Annotated in this window: 21 protein-coding genes; 11 read left to right on the forward strand and 10 right to left on the reverse strand. The window is 53.9% G+C overall.

The annotated features are described in order from the left end of the window. The first annotated feature begins 2 nt into the window (after positions 1 to 2). The 4 genes from AC3CB2_RS19685 to AC3CB2_RS19700 all read left to right on the forward strand — a co-directional run bounded on the left by AC3CB2_RS19685 (position 3) and on the right by AC3CB2_RS19700 (position 2,909). Positions 3 to 596 (forward strand): TetR/AcrR family transcriptional regulator, encoded by a 594-nt coding sequence (locus tag AC3CB2_RS19685; RefSeq protein WP_008549271.1) that lies wholly within the window; start codon positions 3 to 5, stop codon positions 594 to 596. 51 nt (positions 597 to 647) lie between these two features. Continuing rightward, on the forward strand, positions 648 to 1,061 hold the full coding sequence (locus tag AC3CB2_RS19690; protein WP_083417307.1) for an Ohr family peroxiredoxin: 414 nt from the start codon (positions 648 to 650) through the stop codon (positions 1,059 to 1,061). A 46-nt stretch (positions 1,062 to 1,107) separates the two neighbouring features. Further along, entirely contained in the window at positions 1,108 to 2,139 is a 1,032-nt protein-coding gene (locus AC3CB2_RS19695; protein WP_352935426.1) for an NADP-dependent oxidoreductase, read from the forward strand. 92 nt (positions 2,140 to 2,231) lie between these two features. After that, on the forward strand, positions 2,232 to 2,909 hold the full coding sequence (locus tag AC3CB2_RS19700) for a type 1 glutamine amidotransferase domain-containing protein (RefSeq protein ID WP_352935423.1): 678 nt from the start codon (positions 2,232 to 2,234) through the stop codon (positions 2,907 to 2,909). A 171-nt stretch (positions 2,910 to 3,080) separates the two neighbouring features. On the opposite strand, the gene AC3CB2_RS19705 is transcribed toward AC3CB2_RS19700, so the two are convergent. Continuing rightward, positions 3,081 to 3,629 (reverse strand): TetR/AcrR family transcriptional regulator, encoded by a 549-nt coding sequence (locus AC3CB2_RS19705; protein ID WP_352935421.1) that lies wholly within the window; start codon positions 3,627 to 3,629, stop codon positions 3,081 to 3,083. 94 nt (positions 3,630 to 3,723) lie between these two features. On the opposite strand from AC3CB2_RS19705, the gene AC3CB2_RS19710 reads away from it, so the two are divergent. After that, positions 3,724 to 5,013, forward strand: coding sequence for a DJ-1/PfpI family protein (locus tag AC3CB2_RS19710; RefSeq protein ID WP_352935419.1), 1,290 nt, complete (start codon positions 3,724 to 3,726; stop codon positions 5,011 to 5,013). Positions 5,014 to 5,172: 159 nt separating this feature from the next. Beyond that, complete coding sequence (locus AC3CB2_RS19715) at positions 5,173 to 5,703, forward strand: YcnI family protein (RefSeq protein ID WP_352935416.1); 531 nt, start codon at positions 5,173 to 5,175, stop codon at positions 5,701 to 5,703. Positions 5,704 to 5,830: 127 nt separating this feature from the next. Here the strand turns inward: AC3CB2_RS19715 and AC3CB2_RS19720 are convergent, their stop codons facing one another. After that, entirely contained in the window at positions 5,831 to 9,691 is a 3,861-nt protein-coding gene (locus AC3CB2_RS19720; RefSeq protein ID WP_352935413.1) for an autotransporter domain-containing protein, read from the reverse strand. 337 nt (positions 9,692 to 10,028) lie between these two features. Here AC3CB2_RS19720 and AC3CB2_RS19725 point away from each other — a divergent pair, with 337 nt between their 5' ends. The 3 genes from AC3CB2_RS19725 (at position 10,029) to AC3CB2_RS19735 (ending at position 11,969) form a co-directional block, all read left to right on the forward strand. After that, a complete protein-coding gene (locus tag AC3CB2_RS19725; RefSeq protein ID WP_008548976.1) occupies positions 10,029 to 10,367 on the forward strand; it encodes an MbcA/ParS/Xre antitoxin family protein in 339 nt (112 codons plus the stop codon). Further along, positions 10,364 to 11,092, forward strand: coding sequence for an RES family NAD+ phosphorylase (locus tag AC3CB2_RS19730; RefSeq protein ID WP_352935410.1), 729 nt, complete (start codon positions 10,364 to 10,366; stop codon positions 11,090 to 11,092). Before AC3CB2_RS19725 ends, AC3CB2_RS19730 begins: the two co-directional genes overlap by 4 nt. A 115-nt stretch (positions 11,093 to 11,207) precedes the next feature. Beyond that, positions 11,208 to 11,969, forward strand: coding sequence for a hypothetical protein (locus AC3CB2_RS19735; RefSeq protein ID WP_352935408.1), 762 nt, complete (start codon positions 11,208 to 11,210; stop codon positions 11,967 to 11,969). Between the two features lie 36 nt (positions 11,970 to 12,005). Here the strand turns inward: AC3CB2_RS19735 and AC3CB2_RS19740 are convergent, their stop codons facing one another. The 3 genes from AC3CB2_RS19740 to AC3CB2_RS19750 form a co-directional block, all read right to left on the reverse strand. Then, on the reverse strand, positions 12,006 to 12,482 hold the full coding sequence (locus tag AC3CB2_RS19740) for a GNAT family N-acetyltransferase (protein ID WP_352935407.1): 477 nt from the start codon (positions 12,480 to 12,482) through the stop codon (positions 12,006 to 12,008). A 203-nt stretch (positions 12,483 to 12,685) separates the two neighbouring features. Further along, positions 12,686 to 14,059 (reverse strand): alanine/glycine:cation symporter family protein, encoded by a 1,374-nt coding sequence (locus tag AC3CB2_RS19745; protein WP_352935405.1) that lies wholly within the window; start codon positions 14,057 to 14,059, stop codon positions 12,686 to 12,688. Between the two features lie 311 nt (positions 14,060 to 14,370). Continuing rightward, positions 14,371 to 15,285 carry a LysR family transcriptional regulator gene (locus tag AC3CB2_RS19750; protein ID WP_352935403.1) on the reverse strand — a complete coding sequence of 305 codons (915 nt, stop codon included), beginning with the start codon at positions 15,283 to 15,285 and terminating at the stop codon, positions 14,371 to 14,373. A 104-nt stretch (positions 15,286 to 15,389) separates the two neighbouring features. On the opposite strand from AC3CB2_RS19750, the gene AC3CB2_RS19755 reads away from it, so the two are divergent. Next, positions 15,390 to 16,289 carry an AEC family transporter gene (locus tag AC3CB2_RS19755; protein ID WP_352935402.1) on the forward strand — a complete coding sequence of 300 codons (900 nt, stop codon included), beginning with the start codon at positions 15,390 to 15,392 and terminating at the stop codon, positions 16,287 to 16,289. A 76-nt stretch (positions 16,290 to 16,365) separates the two neighbouring features. Here the strand turns inward: AC3CB2_RS19755 and AC3CB2_RS19760 are convergent, their stop codons facing one another. Next, on the reverse strand, positions 16,366 to 18,669 hold the full coding sequence (locus AC3CB2_RS19760) for a hypothetical protein (protein ID WP_352935399.1): 2,304 nt from the start codon (positions 18,667 to 18,669) through the stop codon (positions 16,366 to 16,368). A 369-nt stretch (positions 18,670 to 19,038) separates the two neighbouring features. Between AC3CB2_RS19760 and mbfA the strand changes: the two genes are divergently transcribed. Beyond that, positions 19,039 to 19,989, forward strand: a complete 951-nt coding sequence (gene mbfA, locus AC3CB2_RS19765; protein ID WP_235861777.1) for an iron exporter MbfA — start codon at positions 19,039 to 19,041, stop codon at positions 19,987 to 19,989. 10 nt (positions 19,990 to 19,999) lie between these two features. Here mbfA and AC3CB2_RS19770 read toward each other — a convergent pair whose 3' ends face one another. The 4 genes from AC3CB2_RS19770 to AC3CB2_RS19785 all read right to left on the reverse strand — a co-directional run bounded on the left by AC3CB2_RS19770 (position 20,000) and on the right by AC3CB2_RS19785 (position 24,217). Beyond that, positions 20,000 to 21,055 carry an ABC transporter ATP-binding protein gene (locus tag AC3CB2_RS19770; RefSeq protein WP_352935396.1) on the reverse strand — a complete coding sequence of 352 codons (1,056 nt, stop codon included), beginning with the start codon at positions 21,053 to 21,055 and terminating at the stop codon, positions 20,000 to 20,002. Between the two features lie 11 nt (positions 21,056 to 21,066). Next, complete coding sequence (locus AC3CB2_RS19775; RefSeq protein WP_008548945.1) at positions 21,067 to 21,945, reverse strand: carbohydrate ABC transporter permease; 879 nt, start codon at positions 21,943 to 21,945, stop codon at positions 21,067 to 21,069. Beyond that, positions 21,938 to 22,819 (reverse strand): carbohydrate ABC transporter permease, encoded by an 882-nt coding sequence (locus tag AC3CB2_RS19780; RefSeq protein WP_352935394.1) that lies wholly within the window; start codon positions 22,817 to 22,819, stop codon positions 21,938 to 21,940. The genes AC3CB2_RS19775 and AC3CB2_RS19780 overlap by 8 nt, the downstream gene beginning before the upstream one ends. A 126-nt stretch (positions 22,820 to 22,945) precedes the next feature. Continuing rightward, on the reverse strand, positions 22,946 to 24,217 hold the full coding sequence (locus tag AC3CB2_RS19785) for an ABC transporter substrate-binding protein (protein WP_014284643.1): 1,272 nt from the start codon (positions 24,215 to 24,217) through the stop codon (positions 22,946 to 22,948). Between the last annotated feature and the right edge of the window lie 165 nt (positions 24,218 to 24,382).

Consider the following 24,382-nt stretch of genomic DNA (forward strand, 5'->3'; position numbering starts at 1 on the left):
TTATGAAGATGAAGAAGAGTGAAGCCACCCGTCAACACATCTTGGAAACCGGTCGTAAGTTGATAGCAGAGCAGGGTTTTTCCAGCATGGGCCTGAGCGTACTGCTGAAAACTGCCGGAGTTCCGAAAGGCTCGTTTTATCATTACTTCGAATCCAAAGAGCACTTCGGTTGCGTATTGGTTCAGCAATACCTAGATGAGTATATGAAGAGCTTGGACGCGCTGTTTGAAACAGACGCGCTGAACATGCGAGAAAAGCTGTTTCAGTACTGGCACCTCTGGGAGAACTACCAGCATTCAGAGGATGCATCCAAGCACTGCTTGATCGTGAAGCTGAGCGCCGAGATCGCAGACATTTCTGAAGATATGAGAGAACTGCTGGCCCGAATGACCGCACAAGTCGAGAGGCGTCTTGGAGACGTTATCGAAGCGGGTGTTCAAGAAGGATCCATCGCTCCAAAACTGAATGCAAGAATGACAGCACAGATGCTCTACCAGATGTGGCTGGGTGCCAGCCTCATCGGGAAGGTCACAAGAGAAAAAACACCACTCCAGAAAGCACTGGAGGTCACTGAAATCATGCTGCCTGCTGCATAACGCCATCAACCCGTAAGACCCAAACGCCAGTCCAAAATCTAAGGTGAAGATATGAAAGTCTTCTATGAATCAGACACTAAAGCAGAGAACGGACGCTCCGGTAGCCCGACGTTGAGCGACGAAGCTGCGAAAATTCGAGTGACCCCGCCAGGAGTGGAGGGGCCAGGTGTAACGCCGGAGGAGCTCTTTGCCGTAGGCTATGCTTCCTGCTTTGAACACTCCCTCAAAATGGTCTCCGGCCATAAGGAATATCCGCTCAACGCGGTTGAGGTGCGTGCCGAAGGCAATGTCATCGAGAAGGACGAGGGCGGCTTTGTGCTGGACATTGATCTGCATCTTGAGTTCTCCGGCCTTACCCGTGAGCAGGCTGAAGATGTGATCCACACAGCCCATACGCTTTGCCCGTACTCCAACGCCATTTGTGGCAATGTGGATGTGCGCGTGTTCACCAAATTAAACTCATAAAATCAATAAAAACAAAGCATTACTATCATTAATTGAGGAACCTGAAATGCCGCAGAATACAGAAGTAAACCGCCAGATTGTGCTGGCGGAACGTCCTGTCGGGGCTCCGACATCTCAGAATTTCCGCCTGGAAGATGCTGCGATCCCAACGCCAGGTGAGGGCGAGATGCTGCTGCGTACGGTTTATCTCTCGCTGGATCCATACATGCGTGGCCGCATGAGTGATGCCAAATCCTATGCTGACCCGGTGGAGATTGGCGCTCCAATGGTGGGCGGCACTGTGTCTGTGGTGGTGAAATCCAACCTGAAGGGCTTTGCAGAAGGCGACTGGGTGGTGAGCCTAGGTGGTTGGCAGGACTATTCAATTTCCAAAGGCGAGATGGTTTTCAATCTTGGCAAAGAGCCCGCAATGCCATCCTGGGCGCTTGGCATCATGGGCATGCCGGGCTTCACAGCCTATGCAGGTCTTCTGGAAATCGGCGAGCCGAAACCAGGCGAAACCATTGCTGTTGCAGCAGCAACCGGCCCTGTTGGCGCAACTGTTGGCCAGATCGGCAAGATCAAAGGCTGCCGTGTTGTTGGCATCGCGGGCGGCGCTGAAAAGTGCAAGCACGCCGTTGAAAATCTGGGCTTTGACGTCTGCCTCGATCGCAACTCCCCAACCTTTGCGCAGGACCTGAAAGACGCGTGCCCGGACGGAATTGACGTTTATTTTGAAAACGTTGGCGGTGCTGTGTTTGATGCGGTTCTGCCGCTGCTCAACCCGCATGCACGTATTCCGCTGTGCGGCCTGATCTCCCAGTACAACGCAACCAGCCTGCCGGATGGTCCGGACCGGATCGGCATGCTGATGGGCACTTTGCTGGTGAAAAAGATCCGTATGCAGGGCTTCATCATCTTCGACAGTTTCCCAAATCTTTACCCTAAGTTCGCAGCGGATATGCAGCAGTGGATTGCGCAGGGTAAAGTGAAGTACCGCGAACAAATGGTAGATGGCTTGGAGAATGCCCCGGACGCATTCATGGGCCTCCTCGAAGGGAAAAACTTCGGCAAAGTTGTCGTAAAAGTCGGCGACTAACCTCTAAACGAGAACAGTAAAAACAACACTAACATCAGTGCCTTCGGGCACTGGTGACCACTCCCCCCATGCCTGTTGAAAGGTAGATCACAATGAACGTGCTAATGGTCCTCACATCCCACGACAAGTTGGGCAACACAGGCGAGAAGACCGGCTTCTGGCTGGAAGAACTCGCGGCACCTTATTACGTCTTCAAAGACGCTGGCGCGACAATCACTCTGGCATCTCCCGCTGGTGGCCAGCCACCGCTGGACCCGAAAAGCGACCTGCCAGACTTCCAGACACCGGCTACCGATCGCTTTAAGGCAGACAACGCCGCCAATGAAGCCCTGGCAAACACTGTGAAACTGGAGAGCGTCTCCGCTGATGCATTTGATGCCGTGTTCTATCCGGGCGGTCATGGCCCGCTTTGGGATCTGGTGGACAATGCTGCCTCTATCTCATTGATCGAGCAGCTGAACTCTGCAGACAAGCCCGTTGGCGTCGTCTGTCACGCCTCCGCTGCTCTGGTCAACGCGAAGGCGGCGGATGGCTCCGCTCTGGTGAAGGGCAAAAAGGTCACTGGCTTTTCCAACACCGAAGAAGATGCCGTTCAGCTGACTGATGTTGTACCGCTGCTGGTGGAAGATGCCTTGCAGGAAAAAGGCGCGCTCTACGAGAAAGGTCCGGACTGGGGTTCCTTCATTCTGGAAGATGGCAATCTCATCTCCGGTCAGAACCCGGCGTCCTCAGAAGCAGCTGCCAACGCCGTTCTGGCCCGCCTGCGCTAACCCGGCAGACCCAAACAGTTTCAAAGCCGGTGCAGACTTATGCTCTGCATCGGCTTTTTTCGTGCCGCTTTCAGGAGGGGCATAAAGTTCGCCGTTTCTGTTTGCGTTGAAATGTGCGTTGCTTTGCGTTCTTTCGGTTTTTCGTGCGTTCCTGTGTGAAATTAACGCCGCTCAAACAGTCTGTACTGCACCGAGCAGAGCTTTGACCACCGCCTCCATTTTTTCCGAGTAGTCTTTTGCGTCCGCGCAGGAGACAAATACCCCTTTGGCCGCCATCACCAGCACCATGGTTGTCTCCGCCGGAGTAGGGGAGAGATGCCTGCTTTCGATGAATTTTTCTAAGCGTTGTTCAAAACGATCGATGGGCGTTTCTGTCTTGGAGGCGATCAGCTGCATGCCACCTTCCAGAATGTCGACACCATGGGGTGAGCTACGCACCATGGCGACGTGATCACCACCCCAGCGCTCAAACGCTTCCAGGATTGCATCCAGTGCGGCGTCTGCCGGGGCATTGTCCAAAACAGTAATTGCCGTTTCGTTGACCTCCCGCATGAACTCCAGCAGCGCCCAGTCGCGCACTTGGTCCTTGGTCTTGAACCGGTTGTACAACGTCTGCCGCGTGCACCCGACAGCCTCTGCCAGATTACCCATGGTCGCCTTCTGAATCCCGTAGTGGCTGAGCAGCTCGACCACGGGCATATGGTTGATCATCGATGCCATTTGACTCTTTTTACATTTTTTATATAACTTGTCAAAATTGAGTGACAAGAATCTTTGGTCGGACGCGTCCGGTTGAGGGAAAAGGAGAGTACCCATGAAACGCTACCGTGTCGGTTATATCGCAATGCCCGGGTTCAATGAATCCGAACTGGGCGAGATGCAGGCTGTTCTGGGCATTCATCCACTCAACCGTAGCTCAATCATCGCGCCTTCCAAAACACCTGTAACTGGCCAACATGGCATGACCCTTGTGCCCAATGCCGACTTTCAGGACCGCGCACCATTGGATGTGCTCGTCATTCCCGATATTCCCGAGGCTGCTCAGGATGATCCGGCGCTCCATGCTTTCCTGACAGATCAATGCGCCCGTGTTTCGCACGTTGTGGCGTCCAGCGGCGGTGTCGTTGCCCTTGCTAAGGCGGATGTGTTGGAGGGCAAAGCAGCAACGGCGGATGATCATGGCACTGCACTGCTGGCAGACTACGGCGCAAAGCCGGTGCTTGAACGTAGAGCCGTGGTGGACGGCAAGTTCCACACCGCAGGCCATTCCACCGGCATGATCGAAGCCGCCTTCATGGTGCTGGAAAAACTACGCGGCACCCGCTTTGCCAGGTTTGCAGAGCTGACGCTGGAATACGATCCCCACTGCCAGTACACCGCCCACACGCCAAGCAGGCTGGTGGATCTGGCAGATTGCGATGCTCCAACCATCGCAATGGCACTGCCCTCAGGTTGTTATTTGCCAGACTACCTGGGGGCGGTGGAGGTGTTGAGTGCGTTCCCCAACTCAACGCTTCATGTGGTCTCCCATGATAAAACGCCGGTGCAATGTCTTCTTGGCCCAAAGGTGGTGCCAACCACCAGCTTTGAAGACTGCCCGCAAGTTGATTTTGTGATCATGGGCGCAACACAACCGTTTCTGCTGAAAGATACGCGGTTACTGGATTTTATCCGTCGGCAGGAGCCAAATGCGAAGGGCATGATCTCCGTGTGTGCAGGCACGCTGGTTTATGCCACTACTGGCTTGCTGAATGGCAAAACCGCCACCTCCAACTACCACCACACCCCGCTGCTAGATAAGCTGGGCGCCAAATCCAGCGGCACCGAAGTGGCCTATGACGGCAAGTTCTACAGCGCAGGACCGGCCATCGGTTCCTATGAGGTCGCCCTGAGAGCGGTGCAGGATGTCTATGGCAAAGACGTCGCCCACCACATTGAACAGCAGGTGCTGCAATTTGCACCCAATCCGGTGTTCAACGTGGGCTCTCCGGAAAAGGCTGGCAAACTCATGGCACTCTTCGGCAAGTACCTGTTTTCTCCTTCCTTACCGCTCTACCTCGCCACAGGCCGCAAAGGAGCCAAATACGTCGCCTCACACCCTTAAGCCGAAGCTGAGAGCCAATAAAAACAATTGATTAGCTTCTGACGGTTCCCCTTCGCAAGAAGCAAACAGCGCACAGTTGGTCTGACAGACACCTGCGCGCCTGAGCCTTCCTGTGCCGTTTTTCTGTCAGAGCACACCATTCACACCGAAAGTAACTCTATGAAAAAGCTTAGTTTATCCCTCCTCTCACTCACCATGATTGCAGCTTCCTCCGGCGCTTTTGCGCACGCAACGCTGGAACAGAAAGAGGCGGAGGTCGGCAGCACCTATAAGGGCGTGATCCGCATTGGTCACGGCTGTGATGGCCAGCCAACACTGAAGGTGCGCGTAGAAATTCCTGAAGGCGTGGTTTCCGTCAAGCCGATGCCCAAAGCCGGATGGAAACTGGAAACTCAAACCGGCCCCTATGCCAAGAGCTACGAGTATTATGGCAGAACTCTCAAAGAAGGCGTCAGGCAGATCACCTGGACCGGCACCCTGCAGCACGAGCACTACGACGAGTTCGTCTTCCGCGGCAAACTGCATAAAACGCTAACTCCCGGCCAAACTCTCTACTTCAAAACCACGCAGGAATGCGCTGACGGCGAAAACGCATGGGTCGAACTTCCCGCAGAAGGCCAGAACAGCCACGACCTGAAACGCCCAGCCCCCGGCGTGCACCTGACCAAACCATCCGAGCACTCCCACTAAACCAGCTGACTTTCACAACTTAGCGGAAATGCTGGCGGAACAGGCCCGGGCAGTCGCGTTAAGCCTTTCCCCCAGCCGCATGCTGGAGCCCCAAGCCAAGCTCCAGCATGCTTTTGTTTGTGGGCGATCAGAACTTGTAGGACATGCGGCCGAAGAAGGCTGTGTCAGTTGTATTTTCGCCGTACTCGCCGAGCACACCAACAGATGCCCCGAAGTTGCCTTTGGTGTAGTCCAGTGAGGCTGAAACGCGGGCTAGTGTCTGGTCAACATCATTTGTCACGTACGCGACACCGTTAGTGCCGGACCGCAGGGTATCTTCAAAGCCACCATCACCGAGGATCTGACGCAGGCCAGCGCGCACATTGGCCTTCAACTCACCTACTTCGAGCTCATAGGCGCCCGTCCAGCCAAGGGACGCATCAACGGAGAACTGATGATTGCTGACCGCATCATAGCGAACATCCGGTGCATTCTGATTGTCAACCGAGAATGCCCAACGGGAGTGCCAGAGATGGCTCAGCCCAAGTTCCGGCCTGAAGGTGTTGTTGCCATACTCCCAGATGTATTGTGCCGCGACGCGGGTCAGCAGGTTCTGACTGGTGTAGCTTTCTTTGGCTCGAACAGAGCTGTCCTTGTAGGTGTTGCTGGTGTGATAGAAGGTGCTCTGCGCATTGAAGAGCACATCATCCATGCGGTACGCACCCTGAACGCCAAAGCCGTAGGTATCCACGCTCTCTTTGGCCTGATCATAAACACCATCAAACTCCAGTGCGCTATGACCATAAAAAGCATTGGCACCGATAATCAGTTCAGAAGAAACAACACGGTTATAGCCTGTCAGAACGCCAGTTGTGTGGGCGGAGTAACCGAGTTCCTCAAAACCGTTGTTCTGGTAAAGATGTAGTGGGGCTGCGTAGAACACGCCATACTGCTCAACCGGCTGCTTTACACCCGCCATATCCGCAACAGCCTTTGCTGCGTCTGATGTCGGTTGTCCGTCATAGGAAAGCAGCAGACCTTCGCTCTCGGCAGCTTCTTGCCCAAGCATCAGATCATTCAGCAACCGTGCACCAACCCGCTGCGTCGCATCAATCACGCCGAGCTGTTGCTGTGCAACCAACTGCGGGCTGGAGACCTTCGGCGCGTATCTGAAGATGATCTGCTGATCCTTGGTGTTCCAGCTGCTCTCAACAATCTCTGCGCCCCAACCGTAGCCAACAATACCATCCGTATTGAGCGTGGTGAACTGCTGAACATCCTTACCGGCAACAAGATCCGGCACTTCATAGGCCTCGTTGACCTTTGTGCTGTTGGAATGATGAACGTGAAGTGTGGCACTGTTGAACGTCACATTGGCCAGATCATCAGCTTGAATAGTACCGCCGAAGTTTTCCTCCATATCGTCCTGGAAGAGAATACCGTAGGAGGTCACAGTCAACGCATTGGACCCAGCATGCACCTGATAGGCTTCAGACCCCGCACCACCGGTCGCCGATGCCAGGATCAAACCGCTATTGTCGAGCGTTGCGTCACCCTTGAGCACCACGCCATATGCAATGGCTTTATCCTGAACGTCGTTTGCGGTGCCAGCAACCGCCTTTACATCAATGAGGCTTGAGTTGGTAAAATCACCTTCGATACCGTAGCGCGTTGTGCCTTCGACATAGCCGATACCGAAAGCGCGTGCGCCGCCATTGGCTTGAGCAGCATCACCGCTCTCAGCTTTACCGCCAGTGGCATGCACAAAGATGGTTCCGCTGTTTGCTTCGGCATCGCCTTTGATCCCGACGGCAAGGCCTTCTGCATTTGCGATCATATTCGCTTGCGTTGTTGCGGACTTTCCAACCGCCAAAGCTTCGATCAGGCCTTTATTCTCACCGCCAAGCGAGCCATCAAGACCCGTTACATCTGCATAGCCATAAGCTGGGCCACCAACAGAACTCGCGGTTCCACCAGTACCTAATGCTCTGACAACACCCAGATTATCGGGCTGTTCACCTGCGCCAGTATCTCTGATGCCAAGGTAGACACCGATAGCCTCTGCTGAGGCACTGGCACTGCCTGAACCGTGAGCAATTGCGGTTCCGCCTCGTGTCTCAGCGAAAACTGTTCCTGTGTTCGAGCCATCCAGGCGGCCAAAGAGGCCCATGACACTGGTATGCGAGGATGCGTTCCCGCTCCCTTTCGCTTCTGCTGTGCCACCATATCCGAGGGCAATCAGCGAGCCTGAGTTCTCTCCTTCCACCCCATTGTTGACCGCATACACATTTGCCGTGGCCTCAGCTGAAAGCGCCCCTTCAGCCGTTGCTTTTCCGGCAACACCGCGTGCGTATACAGTGCCGCTGTTACTGCCTCTTATGTAATTATTGACGCCCACAGCACTGGCAATTGCATCGGCCCCATCGCCAGAGGCTCCATCACTCCCCGCAGTTCCAGCAAGCGCTTCAATACGGATGACACCTGAGTTGTTGCCTTGGAGCGTGTTTTCAACGCCAAACGCAAACGCATTTGCATTGGCTTGAAGCCCAGAAGCGGTTCCGGCATGCGCGAGGACATTAATCTCACCCGTGTTATCGCCATTCAGATTAGCTTTCGTGCCAGACGCGATCGCAGATGCATCGGCAGATCCGTTTTCCGAGGTCGTTTTTGAAGCTTCTCCGGCAGCCCTCACAAAAATGAGGCCACTGTTCGCATCAATGGAACCCTTTACACCAGCTGCAAGTGTTGCCGAACTTGCGGTTCCGCTGCCAACAGTCTCTGACTGACCGGCGCTCGAATACACACTTATCCGGCCCGTATTCTCAGCCTGTAGGTTTCCCTGAACGCCAAAGGCATCAGCTGCGGCATTGGCTTCCCCTCCAGCCGATTTTGCTGTTGCAGTTCGGTTATCAGCATCAACAAGAATAGAACCGCTATTCGCATCAACGAAACCATTCACACCGACTGCCAGCGCCTTAGAGTTTGCGGTGGCACTGCCATCGGTCTTTGACTGGCCAGCTCTTGCGACCACATCAATCAAACCGGTGTTGCTTGTTTGAAGGTCTCCATAAAGACCATAGGCATCAGCCGCTGCCTTGGCTTCTCCACTTGCTGTGATCGCACTGGCATTTCTATTGTCGGCAAGAACAAGAATGGAGCCCCTGTTCGCGTCCGCATACCCTTTCACACCGATGGCCAGGGCATATACGTCAACATTTCCTGCACTCTCAGAGGTTGCCTGCCCACCTTTTGAAATAATGTCGATCAGGCCTCTATTCTCGCCTTCCAGATCTTCGTCAATGCCCGTGATGTCAGCATCTGCGTAGGCGATGCCTGTGCCAGTTTTCGCAGTTCCGGCGTAGCCTTCTGCTTTGATGGTACCGACATTGTCGCCCTCAACATCAAGGTAAGTTCCAAAGCCTTCGACGCTTGCATCTGCATTGCCGCTGCCAAGAGCTGTGGCAGTACCCGCCTGAGCAAAACTGGAGAGTGTCCCCAGATTGTCGCCCATCAGTCGGTCATCGATGGCCTTCACGTTCACCTTTACACTGGCTTTGCCAGTGCCCGATGTGACGGCGTTTTGACTGGTGCCCTTGACCGAAATTGCTCCGAGATTGTCCTTTTCCAGAGTGCCTTCAACACCATCAATTGTAATCGCAGCAGTTGCACCTGAATTTGCACTGGTACTGCTATCCGCACTTCCGCCGCGGACATCAACCGAGATATTGCCTGTATTGTCTCCGGTGATATCGTAGCGAATACCGCGTATTGTTACTTCCGCTGTCGCTCCTGTACCGGAGGCTTCACCGCCAACGACTTCGACCTGCAGTTCCCCTGAGTAGTTAGAAAGAGGTCCTGTGATGACCTGAGTATCCAGAGATGCATCATTTGGAGCGCTGTTGGGTACGGTAATATTCACCGTCTGCGCCACAGCAGCTGGAACCAAAACATTGCTTAAAACGAGCGTGCATATGGAAACACTGCTCAAACTGCGAGATTTATAAGTCACGGCCCCACCCCAACTGTAATTATTCGTATTTTTATCGATAATTATAGTTGCAGGCATCACGCATCAAGGCGGACGCTTGGTCATCCACGCTTATATTAGATCTTGCGTATAGTAGGATGTACTTGAATAATATGCCACTCAGGGTTTTGTCGCAGATCGTCATTCGCGCGAAAACAAGCTCAAAATCTTGACATTTGGCATGATAATCATAATATAATGCCATATGGCATTTTCAGTGTTTGTTGGTTGGATGAGAGGGACGATGCCTAGTCTTCGAAAGATTGAGCAGCCTTTGGCGCCTGGTGGACCTAAGTTCACGGAGGAAGAGGTCCATGCCATGCAGCGGGCCGTGATCAACCTGTTTGATCGCTGGCAGTTGACTGATGAGCAAGCCACCTTGTTGCTGGGCGACATTGCCAAGCGTACCTATCAACGCTGGAAGACCAAGCATTATGGCCGCGTAAGTGTTGACCTTGCCGCGCGCCTTTCCAACCTTCTCGGCATTCATAAAGCCCTGCGTTTGTTGTTCAGCGATCCGAACCGCGGATATGGCTGGGTGAAGCGGCCTAACACGGATTTCGGCGGAAAAACTGCTCTTGAGATTATGCTGGGCGGGCAATTGACTGATTTGATGCGCGTGCGCAGATATCTTGATGCGCAGCGAGGCAACTGGTGACCACGTTAACTCTGGTGGAGACGGATCTGAAAGCTCCAGAAACACATGTCAGTTGGCCCAAATATTATCGTCTGGTCAACTCGGCTTACCCACCCATAGATTTGTTTGAAGACATTGCTGATCCGGCAGACTGGGAGTTGCTGGCCGCAGCTGAAAGCCGCACAAACCCACGCCTAGCAGTGACCATAGGCAATCTGGATCTTGTGCCCGTAGAGCGCCGCGTGAATGGAACGGGCGCTTCCTACCTGATGGCTCCGTTCACCCATGCCTCTCCGGACAGAGCAGGGCGCTTTCATGATGGAACCTATGGCGCGTTTTACGCAGCCAAGTCCTTTGAAACTGCGCTCTTTGAAACCGTCCACCACACCGGCAATTTTTATGCTGCCACACAGGAGGCTCCGGGCTGGATTGCGCAGATGCGTGAGCTGATTGGCAGTGTGGATGCAAAACTGGCGGACGTAACAGATCCCCGCTTTGATGTGCTTCTGCATCCCGATGATTACTCCGCCTCCCAAAACTTTGCCCGCAAGCTGCTGGAAGATGGTGGCGACGGCATTCTTTACCCCAGCGTACGCGATGAAGGCGGCATGTGTATCGCGGCCTTCTATCCGGATGTGATTGAAGCCCCTGTTCAGGCACGCCATTTCAGTTACCACTGGAGTGGGGAGGCCATTGATATGATTAAGGATCTGAACTCCGGCGAAGTCTTTGAGATTGCCGATTAGGCCTGCCGGAACACATCATACTCACAACCGAAATCAGGTGATAGCACGTACCTCAACAGCAAGCGCTGCGCAGGTTTCGGCGGCTAGCATCACGACAATTGATTTTTAAAGGATAGTGATTTTGAGCATTTTCGGCGGAGGCGGATCCTCCTACAGCATTTCCAATTACAGCGTTGCCAAGTTTGTGAGCAGTGGCACCACATCGTTCGCGGCCCGCGCGACGCAAATCGCGCAACCGAAGGATGATGATTCAGAGAAGAGTTCCACCAAGGTGGACGTAACGTCCATGCCGGACAACGCTGTTGATGCCCGGGCGAAACTGACTGAGCGCTATGGCGATCTGGACACCACCTCTGCCAAGTACAAGGACGACATCGAGGCGTTTCGCAAAGAGATCTTTGACGATCTGAAGTTTGACCGAGCAACGCTCTTTCAGATCGCCAACAACGACAACGGTTACTTCTCTAATGAAGAGATCAAAGCCGCTGAGCTGGTGATGGAAGAGCAGCTGGAAAATGCACTCAACAAGAGCGATCCTGATGCGGAGCCAACCGCTGATAACTATCTGTCGCTTCTGGAGTATCTTGAAAAGGAAAGCTCAGAGGAAGAGAAAGCAACCTTTGAGTGGGCGGTCAACAAGGCGAGCGCGCAGGCCAATTACAAACGGCTTTCAAATGGCAAGGAAAATGATCTTTTCTCTGATGACCCGGTCGTCAGCTTGCTCACAAAAGCTCATGAAGATCTGTTTGACGCGCAGAAAACCAATCCGGATGCCAAGCTGGAGTCCATGTCTGCCTATGATTCCGCCCAATATCAATGGGAACGGAACAACAACACCTACGACGCCTACACCTCCCCAGATGCATGGTGGAAGTAGAACCTATCTGGTCCCTGCTTCAAGGATAGGCAGGGATCACATAACACGTTGACACTGCAGCAACATCGGCACGTCTTTGCCCCAGAAGTCGATAAACTCTTCCAGAGGCTCGAACCCGACAGACGCGTAAAACTTCCTCGTCTTGGCATAAGCAGCATTCTCGCGGGAAGGTCCGAGTGTTTTGACAGTCAGGAAACTGGCGCCGTGCTCTTTTGCATAGCGCATTGCCAACTCAACAAATGCCCGGCCAATGCCGGCACTATGGTGCCCTGATCGGATCGCCAACAGATGGATATCAACGCAGGCCGCGCTGGTCTGCGTTAAGGCCATGAGGCCGACCTTCTCATTTCCAACCTCAGCTACAAAAACAGGACGTGTTTTCACATCCTCCAGATAGTCTTTGTAGACCTCAAACGGCCCGAACCAGTCCGGCAGTTCGGAGAGAATCTCGTCGCAGAGCTTCACGCACTCTGTTTTGCAGGTGAGTTCTGTGAGTTGGAGCGTATTGATCATGGCGCAGATGACACCGACTCAAAAAGACATGAAACAATTGTACATCTGTGCGGTAGCGGTTTCACTTCTGTCAAACGCCTGCGCTGCAAACATACTCACCTTGCCTGAATAGTCCTGCCAAGTTCACAGCCTCCCATCCATCTGCACACACAAAAATGGCCCGGCGGTGAACCGGGCCATTTTCTTGAAAACTGTGTTTTCTGTTATTCAGCAGGTGCTTCTTCTGCGCCTTCTGGTTCGCCGTCTTCGGAGAAGAACTCCTTGGTCAGCTTGAAGACAATCGGGCTGAGAAGAGCCAGCGCGATGAGGTTTGGAATAGCCATCATTGCGTTGAGCGTGTCAGCCAGCAGCCAGATGAAGCTGAGCTCTGCAGTCGCACCGAAGTAGATCGCAACAACCCAGAGGATGCGGTATGGCTTCAGAGCACGAGGGCCGAAGAAGAAGCCAATGCACTTCTCACCGTAGAAGCTCCAGCCCAGGATGGTGGTGAACGCGAACACGGAGAGTGAAATTGCGATGATGTAACCACCAACGCCCGGCAGAGATGTCTCAAACGCCAGAGAGGTGAGCGCTGCACCGGAGGAACCGGAGGTCCACACGCCGGATGCCACAATCGCAAGACCAGTAATGGTACATACGATGATGGTGTCGATGAACGTGCCGAGCATCGCGATCAGACCCTGGTTTACAGGGCTCTTGGTTTCAGCAACCGCGTGAGCGATTGGTGCAGAACCCAGACCAGCTTCGTTGGAGAATACGCCGCGGGCAACACCAAAGCGGATAGCCGCCCACACAGCAGCACCAGCAAAGCCACCTTCAGCAGCAGTGGAGGTGAATGCCTGAGCGAAGACCAGCTGCAGAGCAGAACCGATGGAATCGATGTTCAGGATCAGAACAACCAGACCAGCAGTGATGTAAGCAACAGCCATGAATGGAACCAGCTTACCAGCAACGTTACCAATGCGAGTTACCCCTCCCAGAATAACTGCAGCGGTGAGCACCATCAGAATAACTGCGGTCGCCTGTGCCGGAATAGCGAAGTTTTCATTCAGAACGTTCGCAACACTGTTAGCCTGTACGCCGTTGCCGATGCCGAACGCAGCAACTGCGCCAAACGCGGCAAAGGTTGGAGCAAGCCAGTACCACTTACGGCCCAGACCGTTTTTGATGTAGTACATCGGACCGCCGACATAGTTACCAGCGTTGTCACGCTCACGGTATTTCACCGCACAAACAGCTTCTGCATATTTGGTGGCCATGCCCACAAGAGCGGTCATCCACATCCAGAAGAGTGCGCCAGGTCCGCCGAGGAACACTGCAGTCGCTACGCCTGCGATGTTACCGGTCCCGATTGTTGCTGAAAGAGAAGTCATCAGCGCGTTGAAGGGGCTGATTTCGCCACCACCTGCGCCTTGTCGACCTTTCCAGAGCAGGCTAAAGCCCGTGCCCAACTTAAAGATGGGCATTAGTTTGAGTCCGATCTGGAGGAAAAGTCCAACCCCGAGAATGGCTATAAGCATCACAGGGCCCCAAACGATAGAATTAATTTCGCCTAGGATATTCGTCATTGTTTCCATGGTTAGCCTCCCACCATGATTTTTATTATGATTTAGCTTACATCCTCAGCATGCATAGGGAATACATGTACAATAGAACTATTTCAAAGTTTTTTGCTATATATCAATGACTTATTGCGTGAGATAGTGGGTTACCTATGGTAATCACGAAAATTTTTGGTGAAAAATTCCCGCCTAACGGGAAGAAAATATCGATTTCAACCGACCAGTCGGTACAAAAACGCAAAATTCATCCCCCATTTTGTAATTTATGAGCACATTCTCATTAACTAAGATAAGGGTATCCGCGTATTCCGTTAAGGGAAGGAAGATTATTCTTCTTGGTAGATCTCATTTTCCGCAAAATCCCAGAAGCGGGTGACGGCACTGTTGGTGGGGGTCGTTGGCAGGCGGGTTAGGAAGAGACTGCGCGGGGCAGGGGGATCAAGAGGCAGGGCCATCACACCTTCCAGATGTTCGGGCAGTGCGAGCTCCGCGATGATGGAGCAGGCAAGGCCGGACCGGACGACTGCCAAAATGGATGTGATCTGCTGAATGGAGTGATCCACGCGCGGTTCTGTATCTGAGCGGCTGAACCATTTACGCACCAGAGGCTCACTGCCGCCCTTGGTCATAATAAAGGGCTGGCGCTGAAAGTCCTCAGCGGTCATCTGAGGTGGCAACTTCATATCACGGGCAACAATGCCGACAAGTCGGTCACAGGCGATAGGGATGCTCTCGAACTCTTCATCACCATCCAGTCCCGGTACGACGGCCACATCCACCTCTCCACGACGCAATGCGGCGATGATCTCCTGATCCTGCGCCTCCCGCAGTTCCAGCGCGATGCCCGGATAGAGGCGGGAGAAGCGTTTCATCACATCTGGCAGCAGACGGGTGGAGGCAGAGGGGCCGGAGGAACCGATACGAACGCGCCCCCCTTTATTCTGGCGCAGGTCATTGATACGGGCGAGGGCATTTTCTTCCGCAGCCTGCACACTCAGCGCATACTGCACGATCAGCTTGCCTTCATCCGTCAACTGCACCGGCTGCGCGCCGCGGCGAAGCACCTTCACCCCAAGCCGCTTCTCCAGTTCTGCAATGGACTGGCTCACCGCAGACTGACTGACACCCAACCGATGCGCCGTCTTGGTAACAGAACCAACGGTCTGCACCAGAGGCAGGGCACGCACGGCCAGTTCCGGCAGGCGGGTTGCGAAATTGTTGGGTCCGTCAGCTTTGGTCATAGGCTGCTATTACACATCATAAGCTCAGCTTATTATCTTATCTATTCTCATTAGTCTAAGACATAGCAACAGGAAAGACCAGCCAAACCGTGAGGAGAGAGCCTATGGGGATCGCGATGGCATTGCTGCCAAGTCTGGGCTTGCTGGCTCTGGGCGGCGTGTTTGGCAAACGACTGGATCAGACAGTGTGGCGGGGCATTGATACGCTGAACTTTCAGCTGCTGTTTCCGGCACTGATGTTTTCAGCAGCGGCAGCCCGGCCCATCAATCTGGATGATGCAGCCATCATCGGATTGGGCGTTTGGGGTATTTTGGGTGTCGGGTTGTTGTTGGGGTGGTTGCTGCGCCCGTTTGGTCCGGATCGGTTTCTGGATTTTGCCGCTGGCTGGCAAACGGCATGGCGGTTCAACACAGCAATCGGGTTTGTGGCCATCAACGCGCTGGACGCGGACAGCGCTTCTCTGATGGCCATTGCCATTGGCTTTGCGGTGCCAATGGCGAACCTGATGGCTGTGACAGCTCTTTCCATGGGCAAAGGTCTTGGTCTGCGCAAGGCGGTTGGAAAGGTGGCTCTCAATCCATTCTTTCTGGCCGCCCTTGGCGGTGTTGCGGTGGGCTTGAGTGGGTATCCGCTTCCCTCAGTCCTTTCGGAAGGTCTCAATCAACTGGCTCTGGCTGCCATCCCCCTAGCATTGTTGGCGATTGGAGCGACACTTGATTGGCAGGGGCTGATGAAGCTGGATATTTATACCGGCGGGCTGAACTCCATTAAACTGCTGGCCTTGCCTTGCATTGCCTGGTTTGTGGTGCACAGCTTTGCCATTCCAAAAGAACAGGCATCCGTGCTGGTGTTGTTCGCAGCTTTGCCCACCGCTTCAGCCGCCCATGTGCTGGCCGCCGCTTTTGGCGCTGATTGCCGCCAGCCTGCAACGCTGATCGCCCAATCCACCTTGCTCTCCTGCATCAGCCTGCCGCTTTGGATCACGCTGCAGACCAGCATGTAAAAGGGCCCTGCGGCAAACCGCAGAGCCCAGCCATTAGATAAGGAAGGTTTATAAGGTCAGAGCATGGGAGGCTCTGTTAAGCGGCTTGTTTAAAAGCCGTAGGCTTGAATTCCAGAACCCAGCAAGCTTCCAGCTTGTTTCTCTTCCATGGCAGGAAGGAGCGGACACGGTACTTCACCTGGCGAAGTTCCAGATAGTCCGGCAAGCTTGCACCGGGGCCGGCAGACTTTTGAATAAGCTCCGCCCAATCCCGTGCCAACTTGGTGGGTTCTTCAACGACTGGCATTCCGTCGCTGTTTTCACCGGTAGGTTTGGAGATCAGCTGTTTATAGACGGATGGGTTCAGCAGAGCCTTCAGCGCACCACTCAAACCATGCAGGTCTTCACCAAAGGCCTGATCTTCTTCATCTGCGATGTTACCGGCGTTTTCCTTGTCTCGTTCTGTTGGCTCGTTCAGCACAACACTGTTTGCTTCCGTGGTGCCATGTTCAACTTCCTTGACGACCACGTTGTACTGATCCTTCTTGCCACCTTCCATTGGCGTGATTTCAACACGGAACATGGCTGACCAAGGCTGTTCCTTTGCCCATCTCAGGATCTTACGGATGCTTGTGCCATTGCTCATCTTGGCCATGACTTCCTGCATTGCGTGGTCTTGCAAGCTGCTGATTGCATCATGCGCATTACCATAGCTTTGCAGCAGGCCATCACCCTTGGAGCTGAGGAAGTCATCTAGATGGCTCCGCTTGTTCTGAATGTCATCGTTCTTCTTCGTCTGGTCTTCCCGCAGATCGGACATGTTTAAAGCCAGATCTCCGAGATCACCCGCGATGGCTCGTGGCAGATTGTTGATCAGGTTCACTTCCGCAACTGTGTCGGAAGTTGGTTTCTGTTCAACCACCCAGGCGGTCTTCACGGTATCGGTGTTTGAGAAGAAGCCCTTCTTGATGTCGTGATAGCGCACTTGCTTCAAAGTCATGTAATCAGGCAGCTGATCGCTGATGTCCCGGCCACCTTCTTGGGCGCGGGCAAGGGTTTCACCCCAATTCATTGCCAGATCACTTGGCTTTTCGACAAATGGGATATCGTCATTACTGGCTTCACCCGTGGCCTTGCTGGTCAGGGCGGCCATCATTTCCGGTGAGCGCAAACCGTTGAAGATGAGCTCAGGATTGTACATGAGCTTTTCTTTTGAAAGGTTCCGCTGTGCCAGATCGGTGTTTTCGTCGATATCAAGACCATCAGTGTCTTCGTTCTGCGGACTGTTGTCCCGCAGCTCGGCTTCAATGTTGAAGTAGTCACCCTTGGTGGTGATATCGATATCAACGAGCTTTGCCCATGGCTGAGTTTCAACCCACTTCATGGTCTTGCGAGGACTGTTTGTTTGGGCGAGGTGGTCGTTGACCATGTTCCTTGCCATCTTTGCAAGGCCAGATGCGGCGTTCAGTGCACGATCGTTCTGTTCGGCGAGTTCATCAACGGCGGAGTTGACGGTTTCACCAAAGCTGATGGCGGACTGCACATCATTGGTGGTGTTCAGGGCCATACCCAACTGCCGTGCAACAGCCATACGGTACTCAATAACTTCCTGTTCTATTTCTTCCAGCTTTTGTCGCTCACTGTCAGAAACGGCATTTTCCTTCGCATTGTCTATGGTATCGCTCATGGCCTTACCGAAGGCGTGCTGGCGATACAGTTCATTGACGTCCTTCACGAGGGAGTTGCCGAGCTTGACCATGTTCTGACTCATGAACACCAGCATCTCGCGGTGTGCCGGGGTCAGCTGCTTAGGATTGGAGTTGGCTGCGTTTTGCAGGAACTCGGTGAAGCGAGGATCATCAGCCTGAGAGTCAAAGATCTCCTTGGTGACACTCCGGGATTCATCCTTTAGGTCTTTCTTCAGATCACGAGTGAACTGCTGCTTGACCATTTCATCAGCTTTTTCCTGAGTCATACCCAGAACATCTTTCACATGATGCTCCCATTTGGCAGCTGCAGGGTCAGCATAAGCTGTGGCAAGCGGATCTTTTAAGAAGGCTTCCCTCTTCTGCTGGAAGTCACGTAATCGACCCAGTTGCTCGCGGAGTGTTTCGGATTGTGGGAGGCCAATTTCCTCAAAGACAGCATGGACAGGACTAGGCTTGGAGCCATTTTGTCGTTCTGGAGGAGGAGTGTCGACGACGACATAGTCGCTCAAATCCGGTTCGGCAGAGCCATTGCGCTGGTCATGAGTGCCATTCACGCCGTTGGCCTGCTCGTTTGAGGCTTGCGCTGTCAGATTGGTTTCATCCCCTTCTTCCTCGGGGAAGTTCCAATGCATGTTTTGGTAAACAGCCTTGGCCCAATCGTGTTGTTCAGCATTCAACTTATTTACAGGCATGACACGTCTCCTGCTAACTAAGTTTTGTTATTGGCTAATAAAGTTGTGCTCCTCCTATCCGTTTATTTTAAGGCACGTAATCGACTTTAGTATAATAAGTTAAGACTGGTTAAACCGCTCTGCTCAAATGCGATCGAGATCTTCATTTAGATCCGATTGGGCGATCACATTTTCCCAAAAACATCAATCACATCCGTTGATAGCACAATCACGGAAGCATTGCCCAATTCTCCTGATTTCAGCGGCCAGACCCCTCAAATTTGCCTCTCATTTGAGGGGCTGAAACTGCCTGTTTGCAATGAAACCTGCTTAGGATCTGCCGAAACCGGAACAACTGGACCATCACGGATGTTGTATCTGACGTCACGCATGCGATTTTCTGATCTGAGTGAGCAGCAGGTTCTTGCCCTCGCCATCTCCTCAGAAGAAGACGACGCCCGCATCTACCGCGGCTTTGCTGCCAGATTGCATGAAGACTATCCGGGTACAGCAGCCATCTTCTCAGAAATGGCGAATGAAGAAGACCAGCACCGCATCTCCTTAATAGAACTGCACCAGAAGCGCTTCGGCGACACCATCCCGCTGATCCGCCGCGAGCATGTCTCCGGCTTCTATGCCCGCAAACCCACGTGGTTGTCTGCGCACCTGACCCTCGACCAGATCCGTCACATCTCAGAGAATATGGAGACCGCCTCACGGACCTTCTACGAGAACGCGGAGAAGAGAAGCACGGATGCAGATACACGGCGTCTATTAGGAGACTTGGCGGCTGTTGAAGCAAGCCATCAGGACAAAGCCCGTTTCCTGACCCAGTCACACATGGAGACGGAAGCGGAGAGCGAGGACGAGACGGCGCATCGCAAATTGGTGCTAACGCTCATTCAGCCAGGTCTGGCCGGATTGATGGATGGTTCCGTCTCCACACTCGCCCCCGTGTTTGCCACCGCGTTCGCTACGGGGAACACATGGACCACGTTTCTGGTTGGCCTTGCCGCCTCCATCGGCGCGGGCATCTCTATGGGCTTTACGGAAGCGGTTTCTGATGACGGGCAGATCTCAGGGCGCGGCTCCCCCACACTGCGCGGGCTGGCCTCCGGGGTGATGACAGCCATTGGCGGGCTGGGGCACACCATCCCTTATCTCATCAGCGAGTTCTGGATAGCCACCTCCATCGCGTTCTTTGTTGTGGCTGTCGAGCTCTGCGCCATTGCATGGATCCAGAGCAAATACATGGAAACGCCGCTCTTGCGGGCGACGTTTCAGGTTGTCCTTGGCGGCTCACTGGTGTTTGCCGCAGGTGTACTCATTGGCGGCGGGTAGCTACCCTGCTTTACAGGGAGGCCCCACCTTCCTCAAACACATGCAGGAACTCGCGGTTCACTGAAACCGGCAGCACATCCCCTTCACGCACAGTGATGGAGTGGTCCACCCGCATGGTCAGCGGATCAGAGGAGAAGCTGGTTTGCAGGTAGGCGAGGGACTCTGACCCCAGCTCCTCAACCAGTTCCACCTTCGCGGAGAAATCGCAGGCCTCTGTGTCAGAGATACGCATGTGCTCCGGACGGATGCCGAGCGTAATCGCCCCATTGGCATGGGCCTTCTGCGCATCGGTGATGTTGAAGCCATCCAACTGGATTGCACCTTGCTGTGCGGTTGCTCCGATGAAGTTCATGGATGGAGCCCCAAGGAACCCAGCCACGAACTTGTTGGCTGGGCGCTCATACAGATCAATCGGACGTCCAACCTGCTCAATCACACCGTGGTTGAACACCACAATCCGGTCCGCAAGAGTCATCGCCTCGGTCTGGTCGTGGGTCACATAGATGATCGTCGCACCAAGACGCTTGTGCAGGCGGGCGATCTCCAAACGCATCTGCACACGCAGGGCGGCGTCCAGATTGGAGAGCGGCTCATCAAACAGGAACACCTGCGGATTGCGGATGATCGCGCGGCCAATAGCCACGCGCTGACGCTGCCCACCAGAGAGCTGACGCGGGAAGCGCTCCAGCAGATGCGTGATCTGCAGCGTATCGGCCACTTCATTCACGCGGCGCTTCACCTCATCCTTTGGCGTTTTGCCAAGGCGCAAACCAAAGCTGATGTTGTCCGCAACACTCATATGCGGAAACAGCGCGTAGGACTGGAACACCATCGCAATTTCACGTTTGGACGGATGGGCGCGAGTTACATCCTTGTCCGCGATGGAGATCTGGCCGGATGTGACTTCCTCCAGACCGGAGATCATGCGCAGCATGGTGGACTTACCGCAGCCGGATGGGCCAACGAAGACGATGAACTCACCCTTTTCGACCTCAAGATCCACCCCATGGATGACCTCATGTTGGCCGTATGACTTCTTGATGTTTTTCAGTGACAAACTACTCATAATGTCCCCGATTATCCTTTCACGGCACCCATGGTCATGCCTTTGATGAAGTAGCGCTGGAAGAACAGGAATACGATCAGCGTTGGCAGGCTGGCGATCAGCGACATGGCGCCCTGAATGCCCCAGGCAACGGAGTATTGGCCCTTCATGAACACGAGCCCCAGCATGATGGTGCGTTTCTCATCCGACTGGGTGAAGATCAGCGGCCAGAGGAAATCGTTCCAGATCCAGGTGAATTGAAGCGTCGCCAGCACCGCAATGGCTGGCAGACTGATGGGCAGCGCAATCTTGGTCAGCACCTGCCACTCGCTGGCGCCTTCCAGAATAGCCGCTTCGCGCAGCGGGTTCGGCACGGTGGCAAAGAAGTTGCGCATCAGCAGGGTGCAGATCGGGATACCCAGCGCCGTGTGCACGATGATCATCGGCCACAGCGTATCAATCAGCCCCATCAGGTTGAACAGACGGAACAGCGGGATCAGGATCACCTGCGGCGGGAAGAACATGCCCGATACCACCAGCAGAAACACCAAGTCACTGCCCTTGAACGGAAGCTTGGCAAACACGTACCCCGCAAGCACACCAAGCGCGATGGAAAACGCCGTTGCCGGTGCTGCCACGAGGAACGTGTTGAGCATGTAGCCATGCACGGCCGGATTGCTCAGCACCTCAACATAGTTGCCCCAGTACATGCTACTTGGGATCGCCCAAAGATCCCCCAGCGCGATGTCCCGCGTTGTTTTAACGGAAGAGAGCAGCACGCCAAAGGTTGGCGCAAGAAACAGGATTGCCAGCGTAAACAGGCAGATGAAGATGACAACGGGCCACGGATTGAACCGCTTCGGCGCTACATAATCGCCGCTGGTGCTGCCCAGAGTAGCCGTATCAGCCATAGATCTCGTCCACCTTTTTAAGCTGTTTGAAATAGAGGCGAATGATGGTCAGCGCGACGAGGAACAGCACGACGGAAATGGCACTGCCATAGCCCATCAGGTACTTCTTGAAGCTCTCGTTATACATATGCATGGCCAGCGTATCGGAGCTGTTGAACGGCCCGCCGCCAGTCATGATGTACAGAATATCAAAGCCCTTCAGCGAGTTGATCACGCTTAGCGCAACAACAACCACCGTGGCTGGTGTCAGCAAGGGAAGAATAACGTGGCGAATGCGCTGCCATGTGGTCGCACCTTCCAGCTCACACACTTCCAGCAAGTCACCCGGAATAGCTGTAAGACCTGCAAGGTAGATCACCATGGACAGGCCGGTTGCCTGCCAGGACCAGGCCACGATGACCGAGTAAAGCGCACTGTCCGGTTTCGCCAGCCATGCGTAGTTGAAACGGTCGTTGGTGACGTACTCGATGATGGTGTTCAGAAGACCCCAGTCCGGCTGATAGATCCAGACCCAGACCTGACCAACCACCACGGCAGACAAGCAAATTGGCAGATAGAAGATGGTTTTGAAGATCGGGCCACCGGGCACATGGCTGTCGATGAGCAGCGCCAGCGTAAGGCCAAGAACCGTTGGAAGCACCACCGCGATGGCCATCCAGATAATCGTATTTATTGCCGCAGACATGAAGAGGCGATCGGAAAACAGCTTCCCGAAATTCTCAAAGCCAACGAAATCATAGGTGTCACTGAAACCGTTCCAGTTGGTAAAGCCGTAATAGAACGAGCTTAGGAGCGGCCAGATGATGATCAGCGCGAATACGCTGAGGGGGAGCGCCAAAAGGGCAACGCGCCAGAATGTGTTGCTTTGATTCATACCCGTCTCAGAAAAAGCCTGCCTCAGATGGCGCATATCCTGCTGCAAGACCAGCGATATGCTCGATGTTATAGAGGCAAGCCGACCGCAAACCAGTTGCGACCGGCTCTGTTTGGATTGCGATGTTTACTCGGCAAATGCGCTTGCAGCGCTGGCCTGAGTTTCATCCAGAATGGTATCCACGTTGGATGGGTCATCCATGAAGCGAGCAAACATGGACAAGCCAACTTCCGCCACTGGTGGAGGCGTGGACAGGTCATAGTTGAACGCGAAGGTCTGCGCTGCATCGATGGTATCGAGTGCTTTGAGCATCACAGCGTTGTAGTTGGACTTTGCAACATTCACGTTAGCAGACAGAGCGCCCTGAATGTTGGCCCACTTGGCCTGTGCTTCCGGATCGGACACCAGATACTCAAGCAGCTGCTCAGCACCTTCCGGGTTCTTCGCATTTGCGGAGATCACCAGACCGTCAACCGGACCAACCACGGCGTTAGGCACACCAGCTGTCACTTCCGGGAATGGGTAGAAGTCATAGTCTTCACCCGGCTTCAGACCGATGGAGTTCCAGTAGCCAGTGATCCATGTGCCCATCAGGGTCATGGCTGCATCACCGCGGGCAACCTTGTCAGAGGCATCTGTCCAGCTGTCTGCGTTTGCATTTTCAACAAAGTAGCCTTTGTCGACCATGCTCTTCCAGAGATCCATCGCCTTCTTCACTTCAGGATCGGCATAAGAGGCTGTGCCGTTCATGAGCTTTGCGCGGTAGTCAGGACCCGCGGTACGAAGGATCAGATAGTCAAACCAGAACTGTGCAGGCCAGCGGTTCTTGGAACCCAGCGCGATAGGGGTCACGCCGTTTGCCTTCAGCTTCTCACAGGCTGCGAGGAACTCTTCCCATGTTTTAGGAGCTTCCGTGATGCCAGCCTTTTCCATAACAGCTTTGTTAAAGAACAGACCGGAGTAGTGGTAGCCGAATGGCACCAGATAACGCTTGCCGTCATACTTGGTTGCACCGTCCGCAACAGACTTGGCGACCACGTTGTCCAGACCAGCCTTGTCCCACATGCCGTCGATTGGACGCAGATCACCTGCATCAATGACAAACTGCGTGCGCGCACCAGCCCAATAAGAAAAGACGTCTGGCAGTGCGTTGCCCGCCGCACGCACCAGAATACCGGTTTTGAAGTCTTCGTGACCGATTGGGCTGTCTTTAACAGTGATGCCGGACTTGGCTTTGAAGCCATCCAGAATCTCTTTCAGGCCTTTCTGGCCCAGCTCACCGGTGAAGTAGTGAGAAATGGTGACTTCGTCTGCTGCAAATGATGGAACCATGGATGCTGTCGCCATAACAGGCGCAAGCACCGCAGCAAGCAAAAGTTGCCTTCTGCGCTTATTCATATTTCAATCCCCTCCCAAGAGTTTGCATATGTTTTACAAAATCATTTCATCAATAAGTTGCCATATGTGCAACAAAACTGAATATACGTCCCATTTCGCCGCGCATTTCGCAAAATGTCAAGCTTATTTTGTACAAAAATACGTATACGGCCTCTTGCACTCCTG

It is taken from the genome of Pseudovibrio sp. SCP20, from assembly GCF_057774105.1.